We start from the raw sequence: 19,732 nt of genomic DNA on the forward strand, positions 1-19,732 counted from the left end.
GCGGTCAGGATCTGGCCGCCTCTTTCAGTTTATAGATCAGGTCCAGTGCCTCGCGCGGGGTCAGCTCATCAGGCAGCACGTCGTCCAGCATATCCGTGACCGGCGATGCCTTGGGTGCAGGTGGCGGGGGCGGCGGAGCGGCGGAAAATAGCGGCAGGTCGTCGATCAGCGCCTTTTGTTTGCCGCCTTCGCGTTCGGTTTTTTCCAACTGGTCCAGTACGACGCGGGCTCGATCCACCACCGATGCGGGCAGACCGGCAAGCTGCGCGACTTGCACCCCATAAGAGCGGTCGGCGGCCCCCTTGTGGACTTCGTGCAGGAAAATAACCTCACCTTCCCATTCTTTGACTGCCACGGTGGCGTTGTCGACACCCTCCAACTTGCCGGCCAGGGCGGTGAGTTCGTGGTAGTGGGTGGCGAACAGCGCGCGGCATTGGTTGGCGGCGTGCAGATGTTCCAGCGTGGCCCAGGCGATGGACAGGCCGTCATAGGTGGCCGTGCCACGGCCAATTTCATCGAGAATCACCAGCGCGCGGTCGTCGGCCTGATTCAGGATGGCGGCAGTCTCGACCATTTCCACCATAAAGGTTGAACGGCCTCGGGCCAGATCGTCGGATGCGCCGACGCGGCTGAACAATTGGCTGACCACACCAATATGCGCCTGTTCAGCGGGAACATAACTGCCCATCTGGGCCAGCAGGGCAATCAAGGCGTTCTGACGCAGGAAGGTCGATTTACCTGCCATGTTGGGACCGGTCAGCAGCCAGATCGCCGCGCCCTGATCCGCGCTGAGATCGCAATCATTGGCAATGAAGGCATCGCCGCCTTGTTGGCGCAGCGCGTGTTCCACAACCGGATGACGTCCACCCTGCACGTGGAAGGCGCGCGATGTGTCGACCTGGGGACGGCACCAATTTTCTCCGCGCGCCAGATCGGCCAATGCGGTGGTCAAATCCAGCTCGGCGAGCCCCCGGGCGGCTTGGTTGAGACGCGCGGCGCGGTCCAGAATCTCGTCAGAAAGCCTTTGATAGAGCCTCTTTTCTATTTCCAATGCCAAATTACCGGCGTTCAGGATGCGGGTTTCGATCTCGGACAGTTCGACGGTTGTAAACCGCACCTGATTGGCAGTGGTCTGGCGGTGGATATAGGTCTCAGAAAATGGCGGGTTCAGCATCTTCTCGGCATGGGTGGCCGTGGTTTCGATGAAATAACCCAGCACGTTGTTATGCTTGATCTTCAGCGAAGCAATGCCGGTGTGTTCTGCGTATTTCTGTTGAAATCCCGCAATGACGGATCGGCCTTCGTCGCGCAGGGTGCGGGCCTCATCCAATTCCGTGTCAAAACCCGGAGCGATGAAACCGCCGTCACGGGCCAGCAGGGGTGGTTCTGCCACAAGGGCCTCATCCAACAAGGTCAAAAGATCGTCAAACCCGATCAAGTTCTGCACTGCGGTGGCCAGCAGAACCGGCAAATTCTGTGTGTCACAGATACCTGCAATAGCAGCTGCCTGCGTCATTCCGTTGCGGATGGCGGCCAGATCACGAGGGCCACCCCGTTCCAGCGACAGGCGCGACAGGGCGCGGTCCAGATCAGGGGTTTTGCGCAGGGCATCGCGCAGGTCTGAGGCGGTCAGACTGTCCTCAGCTGCAAAACTCACAGCATCCAGCCGGTCATGGATCACGTCCAGATTGCGCGAGGGGCTGGACAGGCGCTGTTCCAGCAACCTTGCCCCGCCCGGAGTGACGGTGCGATCGACCACCGACAATAGGGATCCGGCGCGACCACCCGACAAGGAACGGGTCAGTTCAAGATTGCGGCGTGTGGCGGCGTCGATCTGGACAACGCGATCCTCTGATTCCTTCAAGGGGGTCTGCAGCAGGGGCAGTTTGCCCTTTTGCGTGATCTCAAGATAGTCGATCAAGGCACCCATTGCCGAAACCTCGGCCCGACCGAAATTTCCAAACGCATCCAAAGCGCCCACGTGGAACAATCCGCAAATACGTTTTTCGGCGGCCGTGCTGTCAAAACTGGCGCGGCCGATGGGGGTTAGCGAAATTCCCAAATCACGGACCGGTTCCTGCAAAGCCTGTTCCGATCCGTCGGCAACGATCAGTTCGGACGGGGCAAGCCGTGCCAGTTCGGGGCTCAGCCGCACGGTTGTCAAAGGCATCACGTGAAACGCCCCGGTAGAGATATCAGCCCAGGCCAAGGCGGCCTCATCCCGCACTTCGGCATAGGCGGCCAGAAAGTTGTGGCGGCGGGCTTCCAAAAGGGCATCTTCGGTCAGTGTGCCGGGTGTCACCAGACGCACGACATCGCGCTTTACTACTGATTTAGAGCCTCTTTTCTTCGCCTCGGCCGGGCTTTCCATCTGCTCGCAGACTGCCACGCGAAAGCCCTTGCGGATCAGGGTCAGCAAATAACCTTCGGCGGAATGAACAGGTACACCGCACATCGGGATGTCGGTGCCGTTATGCTTGCCGCGTTTGGTCAGGGCGATATCCAACGCCTCGGCTGCGTTGACGGCATCTTCGAAGAACATCTCGTAGAAATCGCCCATACGGTAGAACAGCAGGGCATCGGCGTGGGCCTCTTTGATTTCGAGATATTGCGCCATCATCGGCGTGACTGTGGACAAGGCTGACCCCTTTTGGCGTGTTCCGGGCGCGACCTTACAAATCCCGCATCTTCTGTAAAAGCCGAAAACTCATTCTCGTTGAGGCGCGCGTTTTCCTGCGCTATGAGGCGACAGCCCAACAGATGTAAAGAAACGACATATCAGATGCCCAAAGCGAAAATTACCGACGAAGAAGCCCTGGCCTTTCACCTGGACCCCACTCCCGGCAAGTGGGAGGTGCAGGCCACGGTTCCAATGACAACCCAGCGTGATCTGTCGCTGGCCTATAGTCCCGGTGTCGCTGTTCCATGTGAAGCAATCGCGGAAAACCCCGAAACGGCCTATGACTATACCAACAAGGGCAATCTGGTCGCGGTAATCTCGAACGGCACGGCGGTTCTGGGTCTTGGAAATCTGGGCGCGTTGGGCTCAAAACCGGTGATGGAGGGGAAGTCGGTCCTGTTCAAACGGTTTGCCGATGTGAACTCGATCGATATCGAGTTGGACACTGAAGACCCAGATGAATTCTGCCGCGCAGTGAAGCTGATGGGGCCGACCTTTGGCGGCATCAATCTGGAAGACATCAAGGCGCCCGAGTGTTTCATCATCGAACAGCGCCTGAAGGAAGAGATGGACATTCCCGTCTTTCACGATGATCAACACGGCACGGCGGTGATCTGCGCGGCAGGTCTGCTGAACGCGCTGCATATCTCGGGCAAAAAGATCGAGGATGTGAGGATCGTTCTGAACGGTGCAGGTGCTGCTGGGATCGCCTGTATAGAACTGCTCAAGGCAATGGGTGCGCGGCATGAAAACTGCATCGTCTGCGACACCAAGGGCGTAATCTATCAGGGCCGTACCGAAGGGATGAACCAGTGGAAATCGGCACACGCCATCACCACTGATCTGCGCACGCTGGAAGACGCTATGAACGGCGCGGATGTGTTCCTGGGCGTGTCGGTCAAAGGTGCGGTCACGCAGGACATGGTCGCCAGCATGGCCGACAACCCGGTGATTTTCGCCATGGCCAACCCCGACCCTGAAATCACGCCGGAAGAAGCGCATGAGGTGCGTGTGGATGCCATCGTCGCCACCGGACGCAGCGATTATCCGAACCAGGTCAACAACGTGCTGGGCTTCCCCTATCTGTTCCGGGGTGCGCTGGACATTCACGCCCGTGCCATCAATGACGAGATGAAGATTGCCTGCGCCCATGCGCTGGCCCGTCTGGCGCGCGAGGATGTGCCGGATGAGGTTGCGATGGCTTATGGCAAATCGCTGACCTTCGGTCGCGATTATATCATCCCGACACCGTTTGATCCCCGACTGATCCATCGTATCCCACCTGCCGTGGCCAAGGCGGGCATGGATACCGGCGCAGCGCGGCGTCCGATCATCGACATGGACGCCTATGAGCTGAGCCTCAAATCCCGCATGGACCCGACCGCCAGCATCCTGCGCGGTCTGAACGCCCGTGCGCGCCAAGCGCAAAGCCGCATGATCTTCGCCGAAGGTGACGATCCACGTGTACTGCGCGCTGCTGTGACCTATCAGCGGTCTGGATTCGGCAAGGCCCTGGTTGTCGGTCGCCCCGATGACGTAAAACAAAAGCTGGAAGAGGCCGGGCTGGGCGATGCCGTGCGCGAGTTGGAGGTGGTGAATGCCGCCAACACCACGCATCTCGAGACCTATACCGATTTCCTGTACAAGCGCCTGCAGCGCAAAGGTTTTGATAGCAAGGATATTTACCGCCTAGCGGCGCGTGACCGGCATGTGTTCTCATCCCTGATGCTGGCGCATGGGCATGGTGATGGCCTGGTAACCGGGGCCACGCGCAAATCGGCGCATGTGCTGGACCGGATCAATCACGTGTTCGACGCGGACAAAGCGCATGGTGCGGTAGGTGTGACCGCGCTGTTGCACAAAGGCCGGATCGTACTGATCGGCGATACGCTGGTGCATGAATGGCCGGATGAGAATGACCTGGCCAATATCGCCGAACGCTCGGCCGCAGTGGCACGTCATATGGGGCTTGAGCCGCGCGTGGCCTTCGTCAGTTTCTCGACCTTTGGGTATCCGGTGTCGGAACGGGCCGAAAAGATGCACCGCGCGCCTGTCGTGCTGGATAAGCGCAAAGTGGATTTCGAATACGAGGGCGAGATGACCGTGGACGTTGCCCTGAACGAGGATCAGCAGGCAGGCTATCCGTTCCAGCGCCTGACCGGCCCGGCGAATATCCTGATCGTTCCCGCTCGGCATTCGGCGTCGATCTCGACCAAGCTGATGCAGGAAATGGGCGGGTCCACGGTGATTGGCCCGATCCTGTCTGGTGTCGACAAGCCGATTCAGATCTGTTCGACCGGCTCAACGGCGAATGATATCCTGAACATGGCCATCCTCGCCTCGTGCGATATCGCTTAAGCCATGACGATCTGGAACCTCGGCTCGATCAACGCGGACATGATTTATGACGTGCCGCACCTGCCCGGACCGGGAGAGACGCTTTCAGCCAATCGGCTGGATCGGTATCTGGGTGGCAAAGGGGCAAATATGTCTGTGGCCGCCGCTCGAGCCGGGGCGCAAGTGGCGCATATCGGGGCCGTGGGGCCGGATGGGCGCTGGGCGCTGGATCGTATGACCGAATATGGCGTGGACACGCGCCATATCACTGGAGTCGAGGTTCCGACCGGTCATGCCATCATTGCGGTGGACGCACAGGGTGAGAACAACATCATTCTGTTCCCCGGTTCAAACCACGCGATCACTCAGGGTCAGTTGGGGCAAGCGCTGTCCTCGGCCCTGCATGGTGATGTGCTGGTGATGCAGAATGAAACCAACCTACAGGTCGAAGCCGCAAAGATGGGGCGCGATCTGGGGCTGACTGTCTGCTATGCCGCCGCACCGTTCCAGGCTGACGCGGTTCAGGCCGTGTTGCCGTATCTGGATTTTCTGATCCTGAATGAGATCGAGGCTGAACAACTACAGCAGGCAACCGGGCAATCCGTTACCGACCTTGAGGTCGAGCATGTGATCGTCACTTTGGGGTCAAAAGGAGCGCGGTATTACCATCGCGGCGCCGCTACGGATTTTCCGGCGCACAAGGTAAAGGCCGTGGATACCACTGGCGCAGGGGATACTTTCACCGGCTATGTTCTGGCAGGAATGGATCGCGGGATGCCAATGGCACAGGTGATTTCACAAGCAAACCGTGCCGCGGCCTTGATGGTCACGCGGCACGGCACAGCTGATGTTATTCCCGATCTCAAAGAGGTGCGCGAAGCGCGGCTCGATTAAGACCCCGCGAACGGTGCGTCACTGCCCCAAAGCTGCTTGACCCGGTCATCACGGCCGCAGGCTTTGCGATAGGCTTTGTACGCGCTGTGCTGGCGTTTGGGGCCAAAGCGGGTCAGGACCAGCTTGTTCCCCTTATAGTAATCCTGGTGATAGGCCTCAGCCGGGTAGAATGCCCCCTGCTGCAGGATTGGCGTCACAATCTGTTGCCCCAGCGCGTTCTGGGCACTTGTCTTGGCTTGCTGAGCCAGGGCTTTTTCCCCAGCGTTAGAGACGAAAATGGCCGTGCGGTAGCTGTCACCCCGGTCACAGAACTGACCGCCCGCATCCGTTGGGTCGACCGAACGGAAGAACATACTCAGCAGGGTTTCACGGGAAACGCGGGCCGGGTCAAAGGTGATCTGAACCGCCTCGTAATGGCCGGTTCCGCCTTTGGTGACCTGATCATAGGTTGGATTGGCGGTACTGCCACCGGTGAAACCCGACACGGCGCCAGTCACGCCCGGAACGGATTCGAAATCGGATTCGACGCACCAGAAACAGCCCCCTGCAACCGTCAGGGTTTCGGACCCGGCGGCGGGTGCCGGGGCGGCACGCAGCAGGGCGACAAGAGCGATCAGCGTGAACTGAAGCGTAGGTTTGAAAAAATCGAGATAGGCGATGCGGGTCATGGCAGGTCTCCTTTTCGGGATAAGGCTGCCCTGACTTATGCGTTGGCGCAATCCGCTGACATGGTTTGTCACGGGGTGGTGAGACGAGTTTATCGTCTTAACCTAGCAGCTGTCCCAGCTTCATCGCCACACCCATATTGCCCGAAATCTTGAGCTTGCCCAATGCTACGCCGGTCATCGGGTTCAGCTTGCCCGTCAGTAATTTGGTCAGGTTGTCCTGCGAAATGCGGATGGTGCAATCGGTGTCGCGATCCTGTGTGCTGGCCCGATTATCGGCCAGAACGATGACCCCATCCTCGCCACAATCGAATTTCAGCGAGCCCTCAAAGCTTTTGCCATCCAAGCCTTGCTGAATGCCGTTGGCGATGTCCTGCAGCATCTTTGTCCCCTTCACAATTTGCCTATGCGTAAAGAGAATGGGCGTTCTTGTGCAAGGGTGACCCAACTGGACCCTGCAGTCACGACATTTGCAGGATTTGCCGGGTCCGCTCACAGGGTTGCCCATCATAAAAGGCATCAAGAACAGTCTGGAACTCTGACGGAGCTCCGGGCACGGATGCAAACAACGTCATCGAGGATCGCAGTTTCTTTGCGTCAATCCCACCTAGAATGTCACTGGCATCGCGCCCCTTGTGCTGCAACATCAACCCAGCAACCTTGGTCAGGCGCTGGCGGAGGTCTGGATGATCCAGATAGGCTGTGGCCTCATCCAAATCCTCGATCCCGTACAGCTGCGCCATGTGAGACCGACCAAGTTCGGCCAATTGCGGAAATACAAACCACATCCAGTGGCTGGTTTTCTGCCCTTGTTCCAATTCGCGCAGGACGTCGGACCAGACCGCGTCCTGCGCTTCGATGAACAGATCGAGTTCGTCGTTGATGTCGTCGTCGTCGATCACTTGGACAGGCGCTTATCCCGCGCCGCCAGCAATTTCAGGCGCAGCGCGTTCAACTGAATAAATCCGGCCGCGTCTTTTTGGTCATAGGCGCCGGCGTCATCTTCGAACGTCACATGCTCTTCGGAATACAACGAATGATCCGACCAGCGGCCTACGGTCGAAGCCAGACCTTTGTACAGTTTCACGCGGACAGTGCCGGTGACATGATCCTGAGATTTGTCGATGGCCGCCTGCAGCATTTCCCGCTCGGGGCTGTACCAGAAGCCGTTATAGATCAGCTCGGCATATTGCGGCATCAGCTGATCTTTCAGGTGCATCGCGCCACGGTCCATGGTGATGGATTCGATACCACGGTGCGCTTCCAGCAGGATGGTGCCGCCGGGTGTTTCATAAATACCGCGCGATTTCATGCCCACGAAGCGTCCTTCGACCAGGTCCAGACGGCCAATGCCGTGCTTGCCGCCATATTCGTTCAGTTTGGTCAGGATGGTTGCGGGGCTCATCGCCTCGCCATTGATGCTGACCGCGTCGCCTTTTTCAAAGCCGATCTCAATGAACTCGGGCTCGTTCGGTGCGTCCTCGGGGTGGACGGTACGCTGATAGACGTAGTCGGGCGCCTGATCCGCCGGATCTTCCAGAACCTTACCTTCGGACGAGGTGTGCAGCAGGTTGGCATCGACCGAGAACGGCGCCTCGCCGCGTTTGTCCTTGGCAATCGGGATTTGGTTCGCTTCGGCAAATTCCAACAGCTTGGTGCGGCTGGTCAGATCCCATTCACGCCACGGGGCAATCACTTTGATGTCCGGGTTCAGCGCGTAAGCCGCCAGTTCAAACCGCACCTGATCGTTGCCCTTGCCGGTTGCGCCATGTGCAACGGCGTCGGCACCGGTGGCCTCGGCAATCTCGACCAGACGTTTCGAGATCAGCGGACGCGCGATTGAGGTGCCCAGCAGATACAGGCCTTCGTATTGCGCATTGGCGCGGAACATCGGGAAGACGAAGTCGCGGACAAACTCTTCGCGGATGTCCTCGATATAGATGTTTTCGGGCTTGATCCCCAGCAACTCGGCCTTTTGGCGGGCGGGCTCAAGCTCTTCACCCTGACCCAGATCGGCGGTGAAGGTCACGACCTCACAGCCATACTCGGTCTGCAACCATTTCAGGATGATCGAGGTATCAAGGCCACCGGAATAGGCCAGAACAACTTTCTTGGGCGCGGACATCTGACTTCCCCTTATGCGTAAGACGCTTGGCCCCTAACGGGTTTTGAACGTGGGGGCAAGTTATCTGCGTTGACCCTGGGTGGGAATTGAGGTGATACAGGTGGAAAGAGAACAACGATTGGTTGAGAGGGCGGTTTCAGGATGTTGAGTTGGCAGATTTTCAAACATGCGCTTGGAATGATTTTCAATGATTTAGGCACAGCATTGCGCGTTTCGTCTCCTGTAATTGCGGTGTCTCTGCTGGGAGTGCTTTTGTTCATCGTAAAAGGGCCGGCATTTGTAACAGGAGAGCAGGGAGTTGCCGGTGGGGTTTTTCTGCTCGCGATCCTGAACTACATTGCTGCACTTTGGGTGGCTGTTGGATGGCATCGCTATTGTTTGCTGTCAGAATACCCAGGCAAAGTATTCCCTGAATTCAACGGGTCACGCATTTTGGCTTATTTTGGCTGGGCGCTGCTGCTGGGATTAATCTTTGCGGGAATGGCCCTCGTTTTAGTCGGAGTTGTTTATGTCGTCGGAGGGATTGGAACCGGTTCTTTCTCACTGCTCGGCGGAGCTGTCTTGACCGTTGGTTTCATCTTTATTTTTTGGGTTGCGCAGCGTTTGAGCCTGATACTTCCGGCAAGCGCAGTTGGGAACACGATTTCAATATCTGAATCGTGGCGCGCCACTCAAACAGTAGCGACGGCGATAATTATGGTTTTTCTATTTTTCTTCGCGTTTAGCTTTGTTCTGGGGTTGCTCGCAGGGTTTGTCGGTGCCTTTTCCGGGTTTCTGGGTTTTGTTCTTCAGGCTGTTGTGAACTGGATGATTGCGATGGTCGGCCTGAGTATCCTAACGACGTTCTATGGTATTTGCGTTGAAAAACGCGAGCTCGCCTAACCCGCGTACACATATGTATTCCTTGCTCTTTTAGTCGGGATAGGCCACTGAAACGGTCATGACTGATTTCATGACCCGCGCCCGTGCCGCCGAACAGGCGATGCGCTCTGTGTTTCCGGCAACGCCGCTGCAGCGGAATGCCCATTTGTCGGATCGCTATGGCGCGGATATTTGGCTGAAACGCGAAGACCTCAGCCCGGTGCGGTCGTATAAAATCCGTGGTGCGTTCAACGCCATGCGCAAGCAGCAGGGGCAAGAGCTTTTCGTCTGCGCCAGCGCGGGAAATCATGCGCAGGGCGTGGCCTTCATGTGCAAGCATCTGGGTGTGAAGGGCGTGATATTCATGCCGGTGACGACGCCGCAGCAGAAAATCCAGAAGACCCGTATATTCGGTGGCGACAATATCGAGGTTCATCTGACCGGCGATTATTTCGACGACACACTGGCTGCTGCGCAAGCGTGGTGTGCGCAGCAGGGCGGGCATTTTCTGTCGCCCTTTGACGATGAGGATGTGATTGAAGGGCAGGCCTCACTAGCGGTTGAGATTGAGGCGCAATTGGGCGGTATCCCCGATCATGTCATCCTGCCCGTGGGCGGGGGTGGAATGTCCTCGGGCGTGGCGACATGGTTCGGGGATCGGACTCATTGCCTGTTTGTCGAACCCAAAGGCGGGGCCTGTTTGCATGCGGCCATGGCAGCGGGGCATCCGGTGGCGTTGGATCACATCGACAATTTTGTCGATGGGGCAGCGGTCGGGAAGATCGGGGCGAAACCGTTTGAACTGCTCAAGGATCGCCACCTGTCCGACGTGTTGGTCCTGTCTGAGGATCGTATCTGCACCACCATGATCGAAATGCTGAATGTCGAAGGCATCGTGCTTGAGCCCGCAGGCGCTCTGGCGATCGAGGCGGTGACTGATGTGCAAAGCTTTATCCGCGGCAAAACCGTTGTCTGCGTCACCTCGGGCGGCAATTTCGATTTCGAACGTCTGCCCGAGGTCAAGGAACGGGCGCAGCGTTATTCCGGCGTCAAAAAGTACTTTATCCTGCGCCTGCCGCAGCGCCCCGGCGCGTTGAAAGAGTTTCTGGGCATATTAGGGCCGGAAGACGATATCGCCCGGTTCGAATACATGAAGAAGTCGGCGCGCAATTTCGGTTCGGTCCTGATCGGCATCGAAACCCGTAAGCCCGAGAATTTCGCACGCCTGTTCGCGCATCTGGATGAGGCTGGCTTTACCTATACCGACATCACCGAAGACGAGACGCTGGCGCAGTTCGTGATCTAGGACAGGTTCGCGGCTTTCTCGGCAAAGAACACAGTTTTGGAGTTGTCATAAACGGTCAGGAGGGCAGGCAGATCGACGTCACTGGCCTTGCCAGCGGCGGCGTTGCGCTCTGCGTCCTGACACAGCTTGGAAAACCGGTCGAACCCCAGGCTCAACGCGCTGCCCTTGAGGAAATGCATGTTCTGTTCGAACTCAGCCCGGTCGGTGTCCTGATGCAGCCGGTCGATGGTTTCCTGAACCTCGTCCAGAAAGATCTGCACCACCTCTTCGAATTCGTTGGCACCCACCTCATCCTGCAGTTGTCTGACTCTGGACCAGTCGATCATGTTCGGCCTCTCCACACATATCGCGACCTGACTTGCGTAGCCCACGGCGAGTAAAGAGCGGGTTAAGCAACAAGACAAAGACGCCTTCACCGGATGTTAAACCGCCCCGCGCTAGGGTCGCTGCGTTCCGTAAAGGTCACAGTGCAGAGGGTTCAGGTGGCAGAGGGCAGTCAGGCAGAGGCCAGGTCCGATCAGGATTTTGGCGCGATCCAAAAGGTGCTGGTCGTCGATGACAGCCGGCTGCAACGTCGTATTCTGGTGGCCTCGCTGAAAAAGTGGGGCTTTGAGGTGCTAGAGGCCGATAACGGCGACGCCGCGATCGAGATGTGCGCCACCGACCCGCCGGATCTGGTTCTCAGCGATTGGGTGATGCCGGGGATGAGCGGGCTGGAATTCTGCCGTGCCTTCCGGGCGCTGGAAAGTGATCAATACAGTTACTTCATCCTGTTGACCTCAAAAAGTGAAAAGCAAGAGGTGGCGCGCGGGCTGGACGCTGGTGCGGACGATTTCCTGATCAAACCGCTTGAGGCGGATGAGCTGCGCGCGCGGATCTCGGCCGGGGCGCGGATTCTGGATATGCAGCGCGAACTGTCCGAGAAGAACCGGATGATCGAATCCGCGTTAGAAGACCTGCGCGTGGCGCATGATGCCATCGACAAAGACCTGATTCAGGCCCGGAAAATTCAGGAATCCCTTGTCCCCGAACTGACGCGGGATTTCGGGAAATCGCGGGTCAGCATGCTGCTGAAACCCTGCGGGCATATTGGCGGTGATCTGGTGGGGATGTTCTCGCCCGGGGTCAATCGGCTGGGGTTTTACAGCATTGACGTGTCGGGTCACGGTATCACCTCGGCGATGATGACGGCGCGATTGGGCGGCTATCTGTCCAGCAATCATTTCGATCAGAACGTGGCGATGGAAAAGCGCTTTGACAAATTCTATGCGCTGCTGCCACCCGAACAGGTGGCCGAGATGCTCAATTGCCGCCTGATGGCCGATGCCGGCGTCGAAGAATATTTCACCATGGTTTATGCTATTGTCGACCTGCGCAACGGGCATCTTAAGATGGTGCAGGCCGGGCACCCGCATCCACTTGTATTACGCCAAGACGGCAGTGCCGAATTTCTGGGCGAAGGCGGCCTTCCCATCGGTTTGCTGCCCGATGTGTCCTTTCAGCGGATCGAAACTTACCTGCAACCTGGCGATAAACTGATGCTGTATTCTGATGGTTTTACCGAGTGTCGTCTGGCCGATGGCGGCTTGCTTGAGGAAGAAGGCCTGCAGCAGATGGCCCGCGATTGTGCGCCCGACCGCAGCGGTACCGAGTTTCTGGACGATATGTTCTGGCGCCTGACGCAGGCCATGGCACCGGGCAGCGGCATGGATGATGACGTGTCCGCCGTGTTCTTTGAATATAACGGGGCTTAGAAACTGTTCAGATGTCGGGTGGCAAAGTGACGGTCCCCCTCGTTGCCAAGCATCTGCACCGCAACGGCAGTTTCCATCCAAAGCGCCTCGTGAAACTCTTCGAGAGGCGGTCCCATCCGGCGCACCGGACGGGCGCTGTAGATCATGCAGATTTTCTCGGCCCAAAGGTCATATTCAGGCATAAAGGTGAACCGGCGAAACGCACCGATCCGCCGCGGGGCGGCGATCAGCCAGCCGGTTTCTTCGAACACTTCGCGATGCAGCGCGGTAATCGGGGACTCGCCCGGATCAATGCCACCGCCCGGCAGCTGCAATTCGGGGTTCAGCCCATCGTCATACCACGTGACCAGCAGGTCTTTTCCTTGCGGCAGCAACGCATAGACACCCGGTCTGCGTGTATATGTACGCCCTTTTTCCGGGGTTTCACCGAACCGTCTGATCATGTATGGCCCCTTCAAACCCAATCTGTTCAACCTATATGGTGCCGGTATGCCAACCCGTGGCGTGTAAGGAAACCCCATGTCTCTTGGAACGAAAATCGCGTGGGACGATACTGTCCTGCCCTTTCAACTTGATGTATCGGATATGCGCGGCCGTGTAGCCCGTCTGGATGGCGTGCTGGACGGCATCCTGAAGCAGCATGACTATCCCGAAAAGGTCGAGGCGTTAGTGGCCGAGATGGCCCTGCTGACCGCGTTGATCGGCCAGACCGTTTCGCTGCGTTGGAAACTGTCTTTGCAGGTGCAGTCCAAGGGCCCGGTGCGCATGATAGCGACCGATTACTTTGCGCCCAAGGTCGAGGGTGAGCCGGCCCGCATCCGCGCCTATGCCAGTTATGATCGCGACCGCCTGACTGATGGTGGGCCGTTTGATCAGGTGGGCGAGGGTTATTTCGCCATCATGATCGACCAGGGTGAAGGCACGCAGCCGTATCAGGGGATCACACCGCTGGCGGGGGGCTCGATCTCTGCCTGTGCCGAGGCGTATTTCGCACAATCCGAGCAGCTGCCGACGCGGTTCTCGCTCAGCTTTGGCAAATCGACCGAGCCGGGCGTCGGTGAGCATTGGCGCGCGGGCGGGGTGATGCTGCAGCACATGCCCAAGGCCTCGCCCTTTGTGGCGGACGGACAAGGTGGAGGGCAGATCCTAACCGCCGAAGATCTGGTCGACGGGGAAGAGAGTGAAAACTGGGGCCGCGTTAACATCCTGTTGGATACGGTCGAGGATCTCGAATTGATCGGGCCTTCGGTGGCGCCGACCGACCTGTTGATCCGGCTGTTTCACGAGGAACAGCCGCGGGTCTATGACGCTCAGTCCGTGCAATTCGGCTGCACCTGTTCGGAAGATCGTGTGCGGCAAAGCCTGTCGATCTATTCGGCCAAGGACATCGAAAAGATGACCACGCCCGAAGGCAAGGTAACCGCCGATTGTCAGTTCTGTGGCGCACATTACATACTGGAACCGGGCTCGGTCGGCTTTGATGCGGACGACGCCTGATCCTACGGACCAGCTGCGGGCGGCCCTGCGCCGCCCCGGCCATGGTTCAAGCGATTTCGACCTGAACCCCGAAACCAACCTGCCTGAAGGGCGCATATTGCGCCCGGCGGGGGTGCTGGTTCCGATTACGGTGTTTGACGACACGCCGCGGCTGATTCTGACAAAACGATCCTCGGCTCTGAAACACCACCCTGGCCAGATCGCCTTTCCCGGCGGTAAGCAGGATCAAGGCGACGTAGATGTCACCGCCACTGCCCTGCGTGAGGCGCAGGAGGAGATCGGTCTGCCGCCCGACTTGCCTGAGATTCTGGGCCACCTATCGTCTCATGAAACCGTCACGTCCTTTACCGTTACACCGGTTGTCGCGATCCTGCGCGAAGGGTTTCAACTGACCCCCGAACCGGGCGAAGTGGACGAGGTGTTTTCGGTTCCGCTTGCACATGTCCTCAACCCTGCGAATTATATCGTTGAATCGCGCCGCTGGCGTGGTCACAAACGGTATTATTTCACGGTGCCGTTCGGCCCCTACTACATCTGGGGCGCGACGGCCCGAATGTTGCGGGGATTGGCTGCACGGGTGAATGAATGACGCGAATTTCTGAGGCCTGGGTTACTGATCCGGCAACGCAAAAGGTCTGTGCGGCGTTGACGGGCGCTGGTGCGCAGGCGTTGTTCGTCGGGGGTTGCGTGCGCAACGCGCTGCTGGGCGCGCCGGTCTCGGATATCGATATCGCCACCGACGCGCGCCCCGAACGGGTGATGGAGTTGGCGCAGGCAACGGGCCTCAAGGCCATCCCCACCGGAATCGACCACGGCACGATCACTGTGGTCAGTGGCGGTGCCCCGCATGAGATCACCACTTTTCGCCGCGACGTGGAAACCGATGGCCGCCGGGCGGTGGTGGCTTTCTCCGACAAGGTGGAAGAGGACGCCGCGCGCCGCGATTTCACCATGAATGCGATCTATGCGCGGCCCGATGGCAGTATTCTCGACCCGTTGAACGGGCTGCCCGACCTGCAATCCCGCCGCGTGCGCTTTATCGGCAACGCCGAGAACCGCATTCGAGAGGATTACCTGCGATCCCTGCGGTATTTCCGGTTTCACGCCTGGTACGGCGATGCAGAGGCTGGGTTTGATCCGGACGCTCTGGCGGCGATTGCGTCCAATCTGGACGGGCTAGAGGGCCTGTCTCGTGAACGGGTCGGGGCTGAACTTCTGAAACTTATGGGCGCACCCGATCCGGCACCCTCGATTGCCGCGATGCGTCAATCGGGAGTTCTGGCCCGGCTGTTGCCAGGGGCCGAGGACCGTGCGTTGGCACCGTTGATAGCCTTAGAGGAACAGGCCGGGGCCGCCCCTGAGTCAATTCGGCGTCTGGCCGCAATCGCAACACCGGAAATCGCCAAGACCCTGCGCCTGAGCAAGGCGCAATTACAACGTCTGACCCGCATGCGGGATGAGGCATCCGGTACCGCCAGCGTTGCCGAACTGGGGTTTCGTTATGGCGAAGAGGGCGGCTTGCACGAAACCTTGCTGCGCTGTGCATTCCTTGAACAGCCGTGGAGCGAAACCTTGCGCACCGATCTGCACAAAGGGGCTGAGGCTGATTTCCCGATCAAGGCCACCGACCTGATTCCCGATTTCACCGGTCCCGCGCTGGGCAAAAAACTGGCCGAGCTTGAGGCGCGCTGGATTGCATCAGGCTTTGCGCTGACCCGCGAGGAATTGCTGAGCATCTGACACGAAGTCTCAAAAGGGGATGACAAATCAACTTCTTTGTGGTTTCGTGCGCCTGTCACATGAATGGAGGGATGCGAATGTATTACGGGATCTGGTTCGGCTAAAGCCGGAACACTTTGACCCGTAGGGGTGGTGTTCTGGCGCCATCTTTCTTCGCATGACCTATTTACTGCTCAATCGGAGCACTCTCCATGTTTCGCTATTTCGAAAACCTTGTTGACCCTTTTGCCGACTATACCGAGACCGACACACCGCCCACGCGGCTGTGGCCGTTTATGCTGGATTATTCCCGACCTTTCATGCGGGTGTTTTTCTGGACCGCGCTGATTTCAGTCATCGTCGCCGCGGTCGAGGTCGGGCTGATTTATTACATGGGTCGGGTGGTTGACCTGTTGTCTGGCCCTCCGGCTGAGGTCTGGCAGGCCCACGGGACCGAATTGATTCTGATGGCTGTGTTTGTGCTGCTGTTACGCCCGATGCTGCATGTGGTCGATGTCCTGCTGCTGAACAACACGATCCTGCCGAACTTTGGCACCATCATACGTTGGCGGGCGCATAAGCACGTGCTGCGTCAGTCCGTGGGGTGGTTCGAGAATGACTTCGCGGGCCGTATCGCAAACCGGATCATGCAGACGCCCCCCGCCGCGGGTGAGGCCGTGTTTCAGGTTTTTGACGCGATTTCTTTCTCGCTGGCTTATCTGATCGGGGCGGCGATCCTATTGATGGCGGCCGATCCGCGCCTGTTGTTGCCGCTGCTGATCTGGTTTGCACTATATGCATTGTTGGTGCGCTGGACGGTCGCTCGGGTCGGACCGGCGTCCAAGGCGGCGTCGGATGCGCGCTCGGCGGTGACAGGTCGGGTGGTGGACAGTTACACCAACATCCATTCGGTCAAGATGTTCGCGCATGATGATCAAGAGTTGGACTATGCCCGCGAAGCCATCGCTGAAACCCGTCGCACCTTCCAAGTTGAGATGCGGATCTTCACCATTATGGATGCGGTTCTGGTGACGTTGAACGGCCTGCTGATCGTTGGTGTTGTCGGTTGGGCCATTGCCTTGTGGATGCAGGGCAGTGCTACGGTCGGTGTGGTGGCAGCGGCGACCGCGCTGACCTTGCGACTGAATGCGATGACCGGTTGGATCATGTGGGCGTTGACCAGTTTCTTCCGCCAGCTTGGTGTAGTGGCTGAAGGGATGGAGACGATTGCCCAGCCTATCGACCTGCTGGATGCGCGGGGTGCGAAACCTTTGCAACTGACCACAGGTCAGATCGAAATCCGCGACCTGTCGCATCACTATGGCCGCAAAACCGGTGGGCTGGATCATATCAACCTGACCATTCAACCGGGTGAAAAGATTGGTCTGATCGGGCGGTCCGGTGCCGGAAAATCGACCCTAGTTAAGCTGCTTTTGCGGTTTTACGACGTTGAACAGGGTGCGATCCTGATTGACGACCAGAACATCGCGAGCGTCACGCAGGACAGTCTGCGCAGCCATATCGGCATGGTTCAGCAGGACAGTGCGCTGCTGCACAGGTCAGTGCGCGACAATATCCTGTATGGTCGTCCCGAGGCATCCGAGGAACAGATGATCGCTGCCGCCAAACAGGCCGAGGCGCATGAATTCATCCTCGACCTACAAGACCCACAAGGGCGCACCGGCTATGACGCGCATGTGGGGGAACGGGGCGTGAAGCTGTCCGGTGGACAGAGGCAGCGGGTGACGCTGGCGCGGGTGATCCTAAAGGACGCACCGATCCTGTTGTTGGACGAGGCGACATCCGCCCTGGATTCCGAGGTCGAAGCGTCGATTCAGGAGACCCTCTACGGCATGATGCAAGGTAAAACCGTGATCGCCATTGCCCACCGGCTGAGCACCATTGCGCAGATGGATCGTATTCTGGTTATGGATGGAGGTCGGATTGTAGAGCAGGGCGGGCATTCCGAATTGTTGGCGCATGGGGGGCTTTACGCTCAGTTCTGGGCGCGGCAATCTGGGGGCTTCCTGAACCCGGAGGCTGCGGAATGAAGGCTGCCGATCTTATAGATCCGTTCAAAAACTCTGAGACGCCCCCGCCGCAAACGCTGGGGGCGTTCATCCGTTGGTGCCTGTCCGGCGCGTGGCCGATGATTTTTGTCGCCGCCAGTTTTTCGGCGATGGCTGGCGCGATGGAGGCAGGAACGGCCTGGATGTTGGGTCTGGTGATCGATCTTGCATCGGAAAATGGACCTCAGGGTTTTTTCAACGCAGATAATCTGTGGATGATTCTGGGCGTGGTGGCATTTTTCATGTTGCTGCGCCCGGCGCTGTTTGGGCTGTCTTCGGTGACGAACAACTATATCGTCATGCCCAATGTGCCGCCGCTGGTGCTGGCCAAGCTGAACCGCTGGACCCTTGGCCAATCGGTCACTTATTTCGACGATGATTTTGCAGGCCGGATCGCGCAGAAACAGATGCAGACGTCAAATGCGCTGGCCTCGGTCGTGTCCGAGACAATCAGTGCAATTGTGTTTGCCTTGGCCTCACTTGCCGGTTCTTTGTTCTTGTTAGGGTCTATTCATCCACTGGTGATGTTACCTTTCGCCGGGTGGCTAGTGGTGTATTTTCTGCTGATCCGCTGGTATCTGCCACGCATTCGCGCCCGGTCTGCTGCGCGGGCTGGCGCGCGCGCCATGGTGTCCGGGCAAGTGGTTGATACCATCACCAATATCAAGACCGTAAAGCTGTTCGCCCATTCTGCGTTTGAGGATCAGGCCGCGCGAAACTCGATGGTTGATCTACGCGAAAAGATGTTGGCCTTCGGGGCATTGTCGGCCAGCTTCCGATTTATCCTGATGGTGCTGGCTGGGGTTCTTCCGGTTCTCTTGCTGGGCGCGACGCTGCTTTTGTGGAGAAACGGGATTGCGACGGCGGGTGATATCGTGGCGGCTGGCGCGGTTTCGATCAGAATTGCGCAGATGACCGGCTGGGTCAGTTTCACACTAATGGGGCTCTACGCGAATGTGGGTGAGGTCGAGAACGGTATGAAGACGCTTGCCAAACGCGACCGGGTCGAGGACGCCGCGCAAGCCACTGACCTGACAGTGACCGAGGGGCGGATAGATTTCGACCATGTCAGCTTTGCCTATGGTCGCGATGTGGGTGGTGTGTCCGATGTGAGCATGACCGTGCATCCGGGTGAAAAGCTGGGAATTGTTGGGGCCTCGGGTGCTGGGAAATCCACTTTGGTCTCGTTGTTGCTCAGGCTCTATGACGGGGAAAAAGGCATAATTCGCATTGATGGGCAAGATGTCAGCCAAGTAACGCAGGACAGTTTGCGTAGTCAGATCGGCATGGTCACGCAGGAAACTGCGATGTTCAACCGCTCGGCGCGTGAGAATATCCTGTATGGCCGCCCAAACGCGTCAGAAGACGACATGATTGCAGCGGCGAAGAAGGCTGAAGCGCATGAGTTTATTCTTAGCCTACAGGATGCCCATGGCCGCAGCGGCTATGACGCGCATCTAGGCGAACGCGGTGTGAAGCTCAGCGGTGGGCAGCGGCAACGGATCGCTCTGGCGCGCGCTATCCTCAAAGATGCGCCGATTCTGGTGCTGGATGAGGCGACCTCGGCGCTGGATTCCGAAGTTGAGGCGTCGATTCAAACCGCCCTGCACCGGGTGATGCAGGGCAAGACGGTCCTGGCGATTGCACATCGCCTGTCCACGCTCAGCGAGATGAACCGGATTATCGTCCTGGATCAGGGGCAGATCGTCGAATCCGGCGCCCATGACGCGCTGTTGGAGCAGGGCGGGTTGTACGCGCGGTTCTGGCATCGCCAATCGGGCGGGTTCATTCAGGCCGAAGCCGCCGAATAACGCACAAAGCGTGC

17 protein-coding genes are annotated in these 19,732 nt (G+C 58.4%); 10 read left to right on the plus strand and 7 right to left on the minus strand.

Annotation, left to right across the window (positions count from 1 at the left end; genetic code table 11):
• Positions 1–4: 4 nt before the first annotated feature.
• Positions 5–2,620 carry a DNA mismatch repair protein MutS gene (gene mutS / locus ACR0DL_RS08520; RefSeq protein ID WP_480688867.1) on the minus strand — a complete coding sequence of 872 codons (2,616 nt, stop codon included), beginning with the start codon at positions 2,618–2,620 and terminating at the stop codon, positions 5–7.
• Between the two features lie 162 nt (positions 2,621–2,782).
• On the opposite strand from mutS, the gene ACR0DL_RS08525 reads away from it, so the two are divergent.
• Positions 2,783–5,038: an NADP-dependent malic enzyme gene (locus ACR0DL_RS08525; protein ID WP_170506403.1), complete on the plus strand. Its 2,256-nt coding sequence runs from the start codon at positions 2,783–2,785 to the stop codon at positions 5,036–5,038.
• Positions 5,039–5,041: 3 nt separating this feature from the next.
• The gene (locus tag ACR0DL_RS08530; RefSeq protein WP_480688599.1) at positions 5,042–5,911 is read left to right on the plus strand and encodes a ribokinase; all 870 of its coding nucleotides are present in this window, start codon (positions 5,042–5,044) and stop codon (positions 5,909–5,911) included.
• Here the strand turns inward: ACR0DL_RS08530 and msrA are convergent.
• The 4 genes from msrA to ACR0DL_RS08550 form a co-directional block, all read right to left on the minus strand.
• On the minus strand, positions 5,908–6,579 hold the full coding sequence (gene msrA / locus ACR0DL_RS08535) for a peptide-methionine (S)-S-oxide reductase MsrA (protein ID WP_170361041.1): 672 nt from the start codon (positions 6,577–6,579) through the stop codon (positions 5,908–5,910). The genes ACR0DL_RS08530 and msrA overlap by 4 nt on opposite strands.
• 97 nt (positions 6,580–6,676) lie before the next feature.
• Complete coding sequence (locus ACR0DL_RS08540) at positions 6,677–6,958, minus strand: SCP2 sterol-binding domain-containing protein (RefSeq protein ID WP_170349566.1); 282 nt, start codon at positions 6,956–6,958, stop codon at positions 6,677–6,679.
• A gap of 79 nt (positions 6,959–7,037) precedes the next feature.
• Positions 7,038–7,478, minus strand: a complete 441-nt coding sequence (locus ACR0DL_RS08545) for a DUF1810 domain-containing protein (protein WP_170349567.1) — start codon at positions 7,476–7,478, stop codon at positions 7,038–7,040.
• Entirely contained in the window at positions 7,475–8,701 is a 1,227-nt protein-coding gene (locus ACR0DL_RS08550; protein ID WP_170361039.1) for an argininosuccinate synthase, read from the minus strand. The genes ACR0DL_RS08545 and ACR0DL_RS08550 overlap by 4 nt, the downstream gene beginning before the upstream one ends.
• A 141-nt stretch (positions 8,702–8,842) precedes the next feature.
• Between ACR0DL_RS08550 and ACR0DL_RS08555 the strand changes: the two genes are divergently transcribed.
• Together ACR0DL_RS08555 and ilvA are read left to right on the plus strand one after the other, a co-directional pair.
• Entirely contained in the window at positions 8,843–9,583 is a 741-nt protein-coding gene (locus ACR0DL_RS08555) for a hypothetical protein (protein ID WP_480688601.1), read from the plus strand.
• Positions 9,584–9,641: 58 nt separating this feature from the next.
• Positions 9,642–10,868 (plus strand): threonine ammonia-lyase IlvA, encoded by a 1,227-nt coding sequence (ilvA, locus tag ACR0DL_RS08560; RefSeq protein WP_480688603.1) that lies wholly within the window; start codon positions 9,642–9,644, stop codon positions 10,866–10,868.
• Here ilvA and ACR0DL_RS08565 read toward each other — a convergent pair.
• Entirely contained in the window at positions 10,865–11,194 is a 330-nt protein-coding gene (locus ACR0DL_RS08565; protein WP_480688605.1) for an Hpt domain-containing protein, read from the minus strand. The genes ilvA and ACR0DL_RS08565 overlap by 4 nt on opposite strands.
• A gap of 156 nt (positions 11,195–11,350) precedes the next feature.
• Here ACR0DL_RS08565 and ACR0DL_RS08570 point away from each other — a divergent pair, with 156 nt between their 5' ends.
• Positions 11,351–12,622 carry a PP2C family protein-serine/threonine phosphatase gene (locus tag ACR0DL_RS08570; RefSeq protein ID WP_226689020.1) on the plus strand — a complete coding sequence of 424 codons (1,272 nt, stop codon included), beginning with the start codon at positions 11,351–11,353 and terminating at the stop codon, positions 12,620–12,622.
• On the opposite strand, the gene ACR0DL_RS08575 is transcribed toward ACR0DL_RS08570, so the two are convergent.
• Positions 12,619–13,065, minus strand: a complete 447-nt coding sequence (locus ACR0DL_RS08575) for an NUDIX hydrolase (RefSeq protein WP_480688607.1) — start codon at positions 13,063–13,065, stop codon at positions 12,619–12,621. The two genes, ACR0DL_RS08570 and ACR0DL_RS08575, sit on opposite strands and share 4 nt — an antisense overlap.
• A 76-nt stretch (positions 13,066–13,141) precedes the next feature.
• Between ACR0DL_RS08575 and hslO the strand changes: the two genes are divergently transcribed.
• From hslO to ACR0DL_RS08600, 5 genes are all read left to right on the plus strand, one after another.
• Positions 13,142–14,119: an Hsp33 family molecular chaperone HslO gene (gene hslO, locus ACR0DL_RS08580; RefSeq protein WP_170349573.1), complete on the plus strand. Its 978-nt coding sequence runs from the start codon at positions 13,142–13,144 to the stop codon at positions 14,117–14,119.
• Complete coding sequence (locus ACR0DL_RS08585; protein ID WP_480688609.1) at positions 14,103–14,708, plus strand: CoA pyrophosphatase; 606 nt, start codon at positions 14,103–14,105, stop codon at positions 14,706–14,708. Before hslO ends, ACR0DL_RS08585 begins: the two co-directional genes overlap by 17 nt.
• Positions 14,705–15,859, plus strand: a complete 1,155-nt coding sequence (locus ACR0DL_RS08590) for a CCA tRNA nucleotidyltransferase (protein WP_480688611.1) — start codon at positions 14,705–14,707, stop codon at positions 15,857–15,859. Before ACR0DL_RS08585 ends, ACR0DL_RS08590 begins: the two co-directional genes overlap by 4 nt.
• 191 nt (positions 15,860–16,050) lie before the next feature.
• The gene (locus ACR0DL_RS08595; protein WP_480688613.1) at positions 16,051–17,889 is read left to right on the plus strand and encodes an ABC transporter ATP-binding protein; all 1,839 of its coding nucleotides are present in this window, start codon (positions 16,051–16,053) and stop codon (positions 17,887–17,889) included.
• Positions 17,886–19,718 (plus strand): ABC transporter ATP-binding protein, encoded by a 1,833-nt coding sequence (locus ACR0DL_RS08600; RefSeq protein WP_480688615.1) that lies wholly within the window; start codon positions 17,886–17,888, stop codon positions 19,716–19,718. The genes ACR0DL_RS08595 and ACR0DL_RS08600 overlap by 4 nt, the downstream gene beginning before the upstream one ends.
• Positions 19,719–19,732 lie beyond the last annotated feature (14 nt).

The organism is Ruegeria sp. BB5, assembly GCF_056539405.1.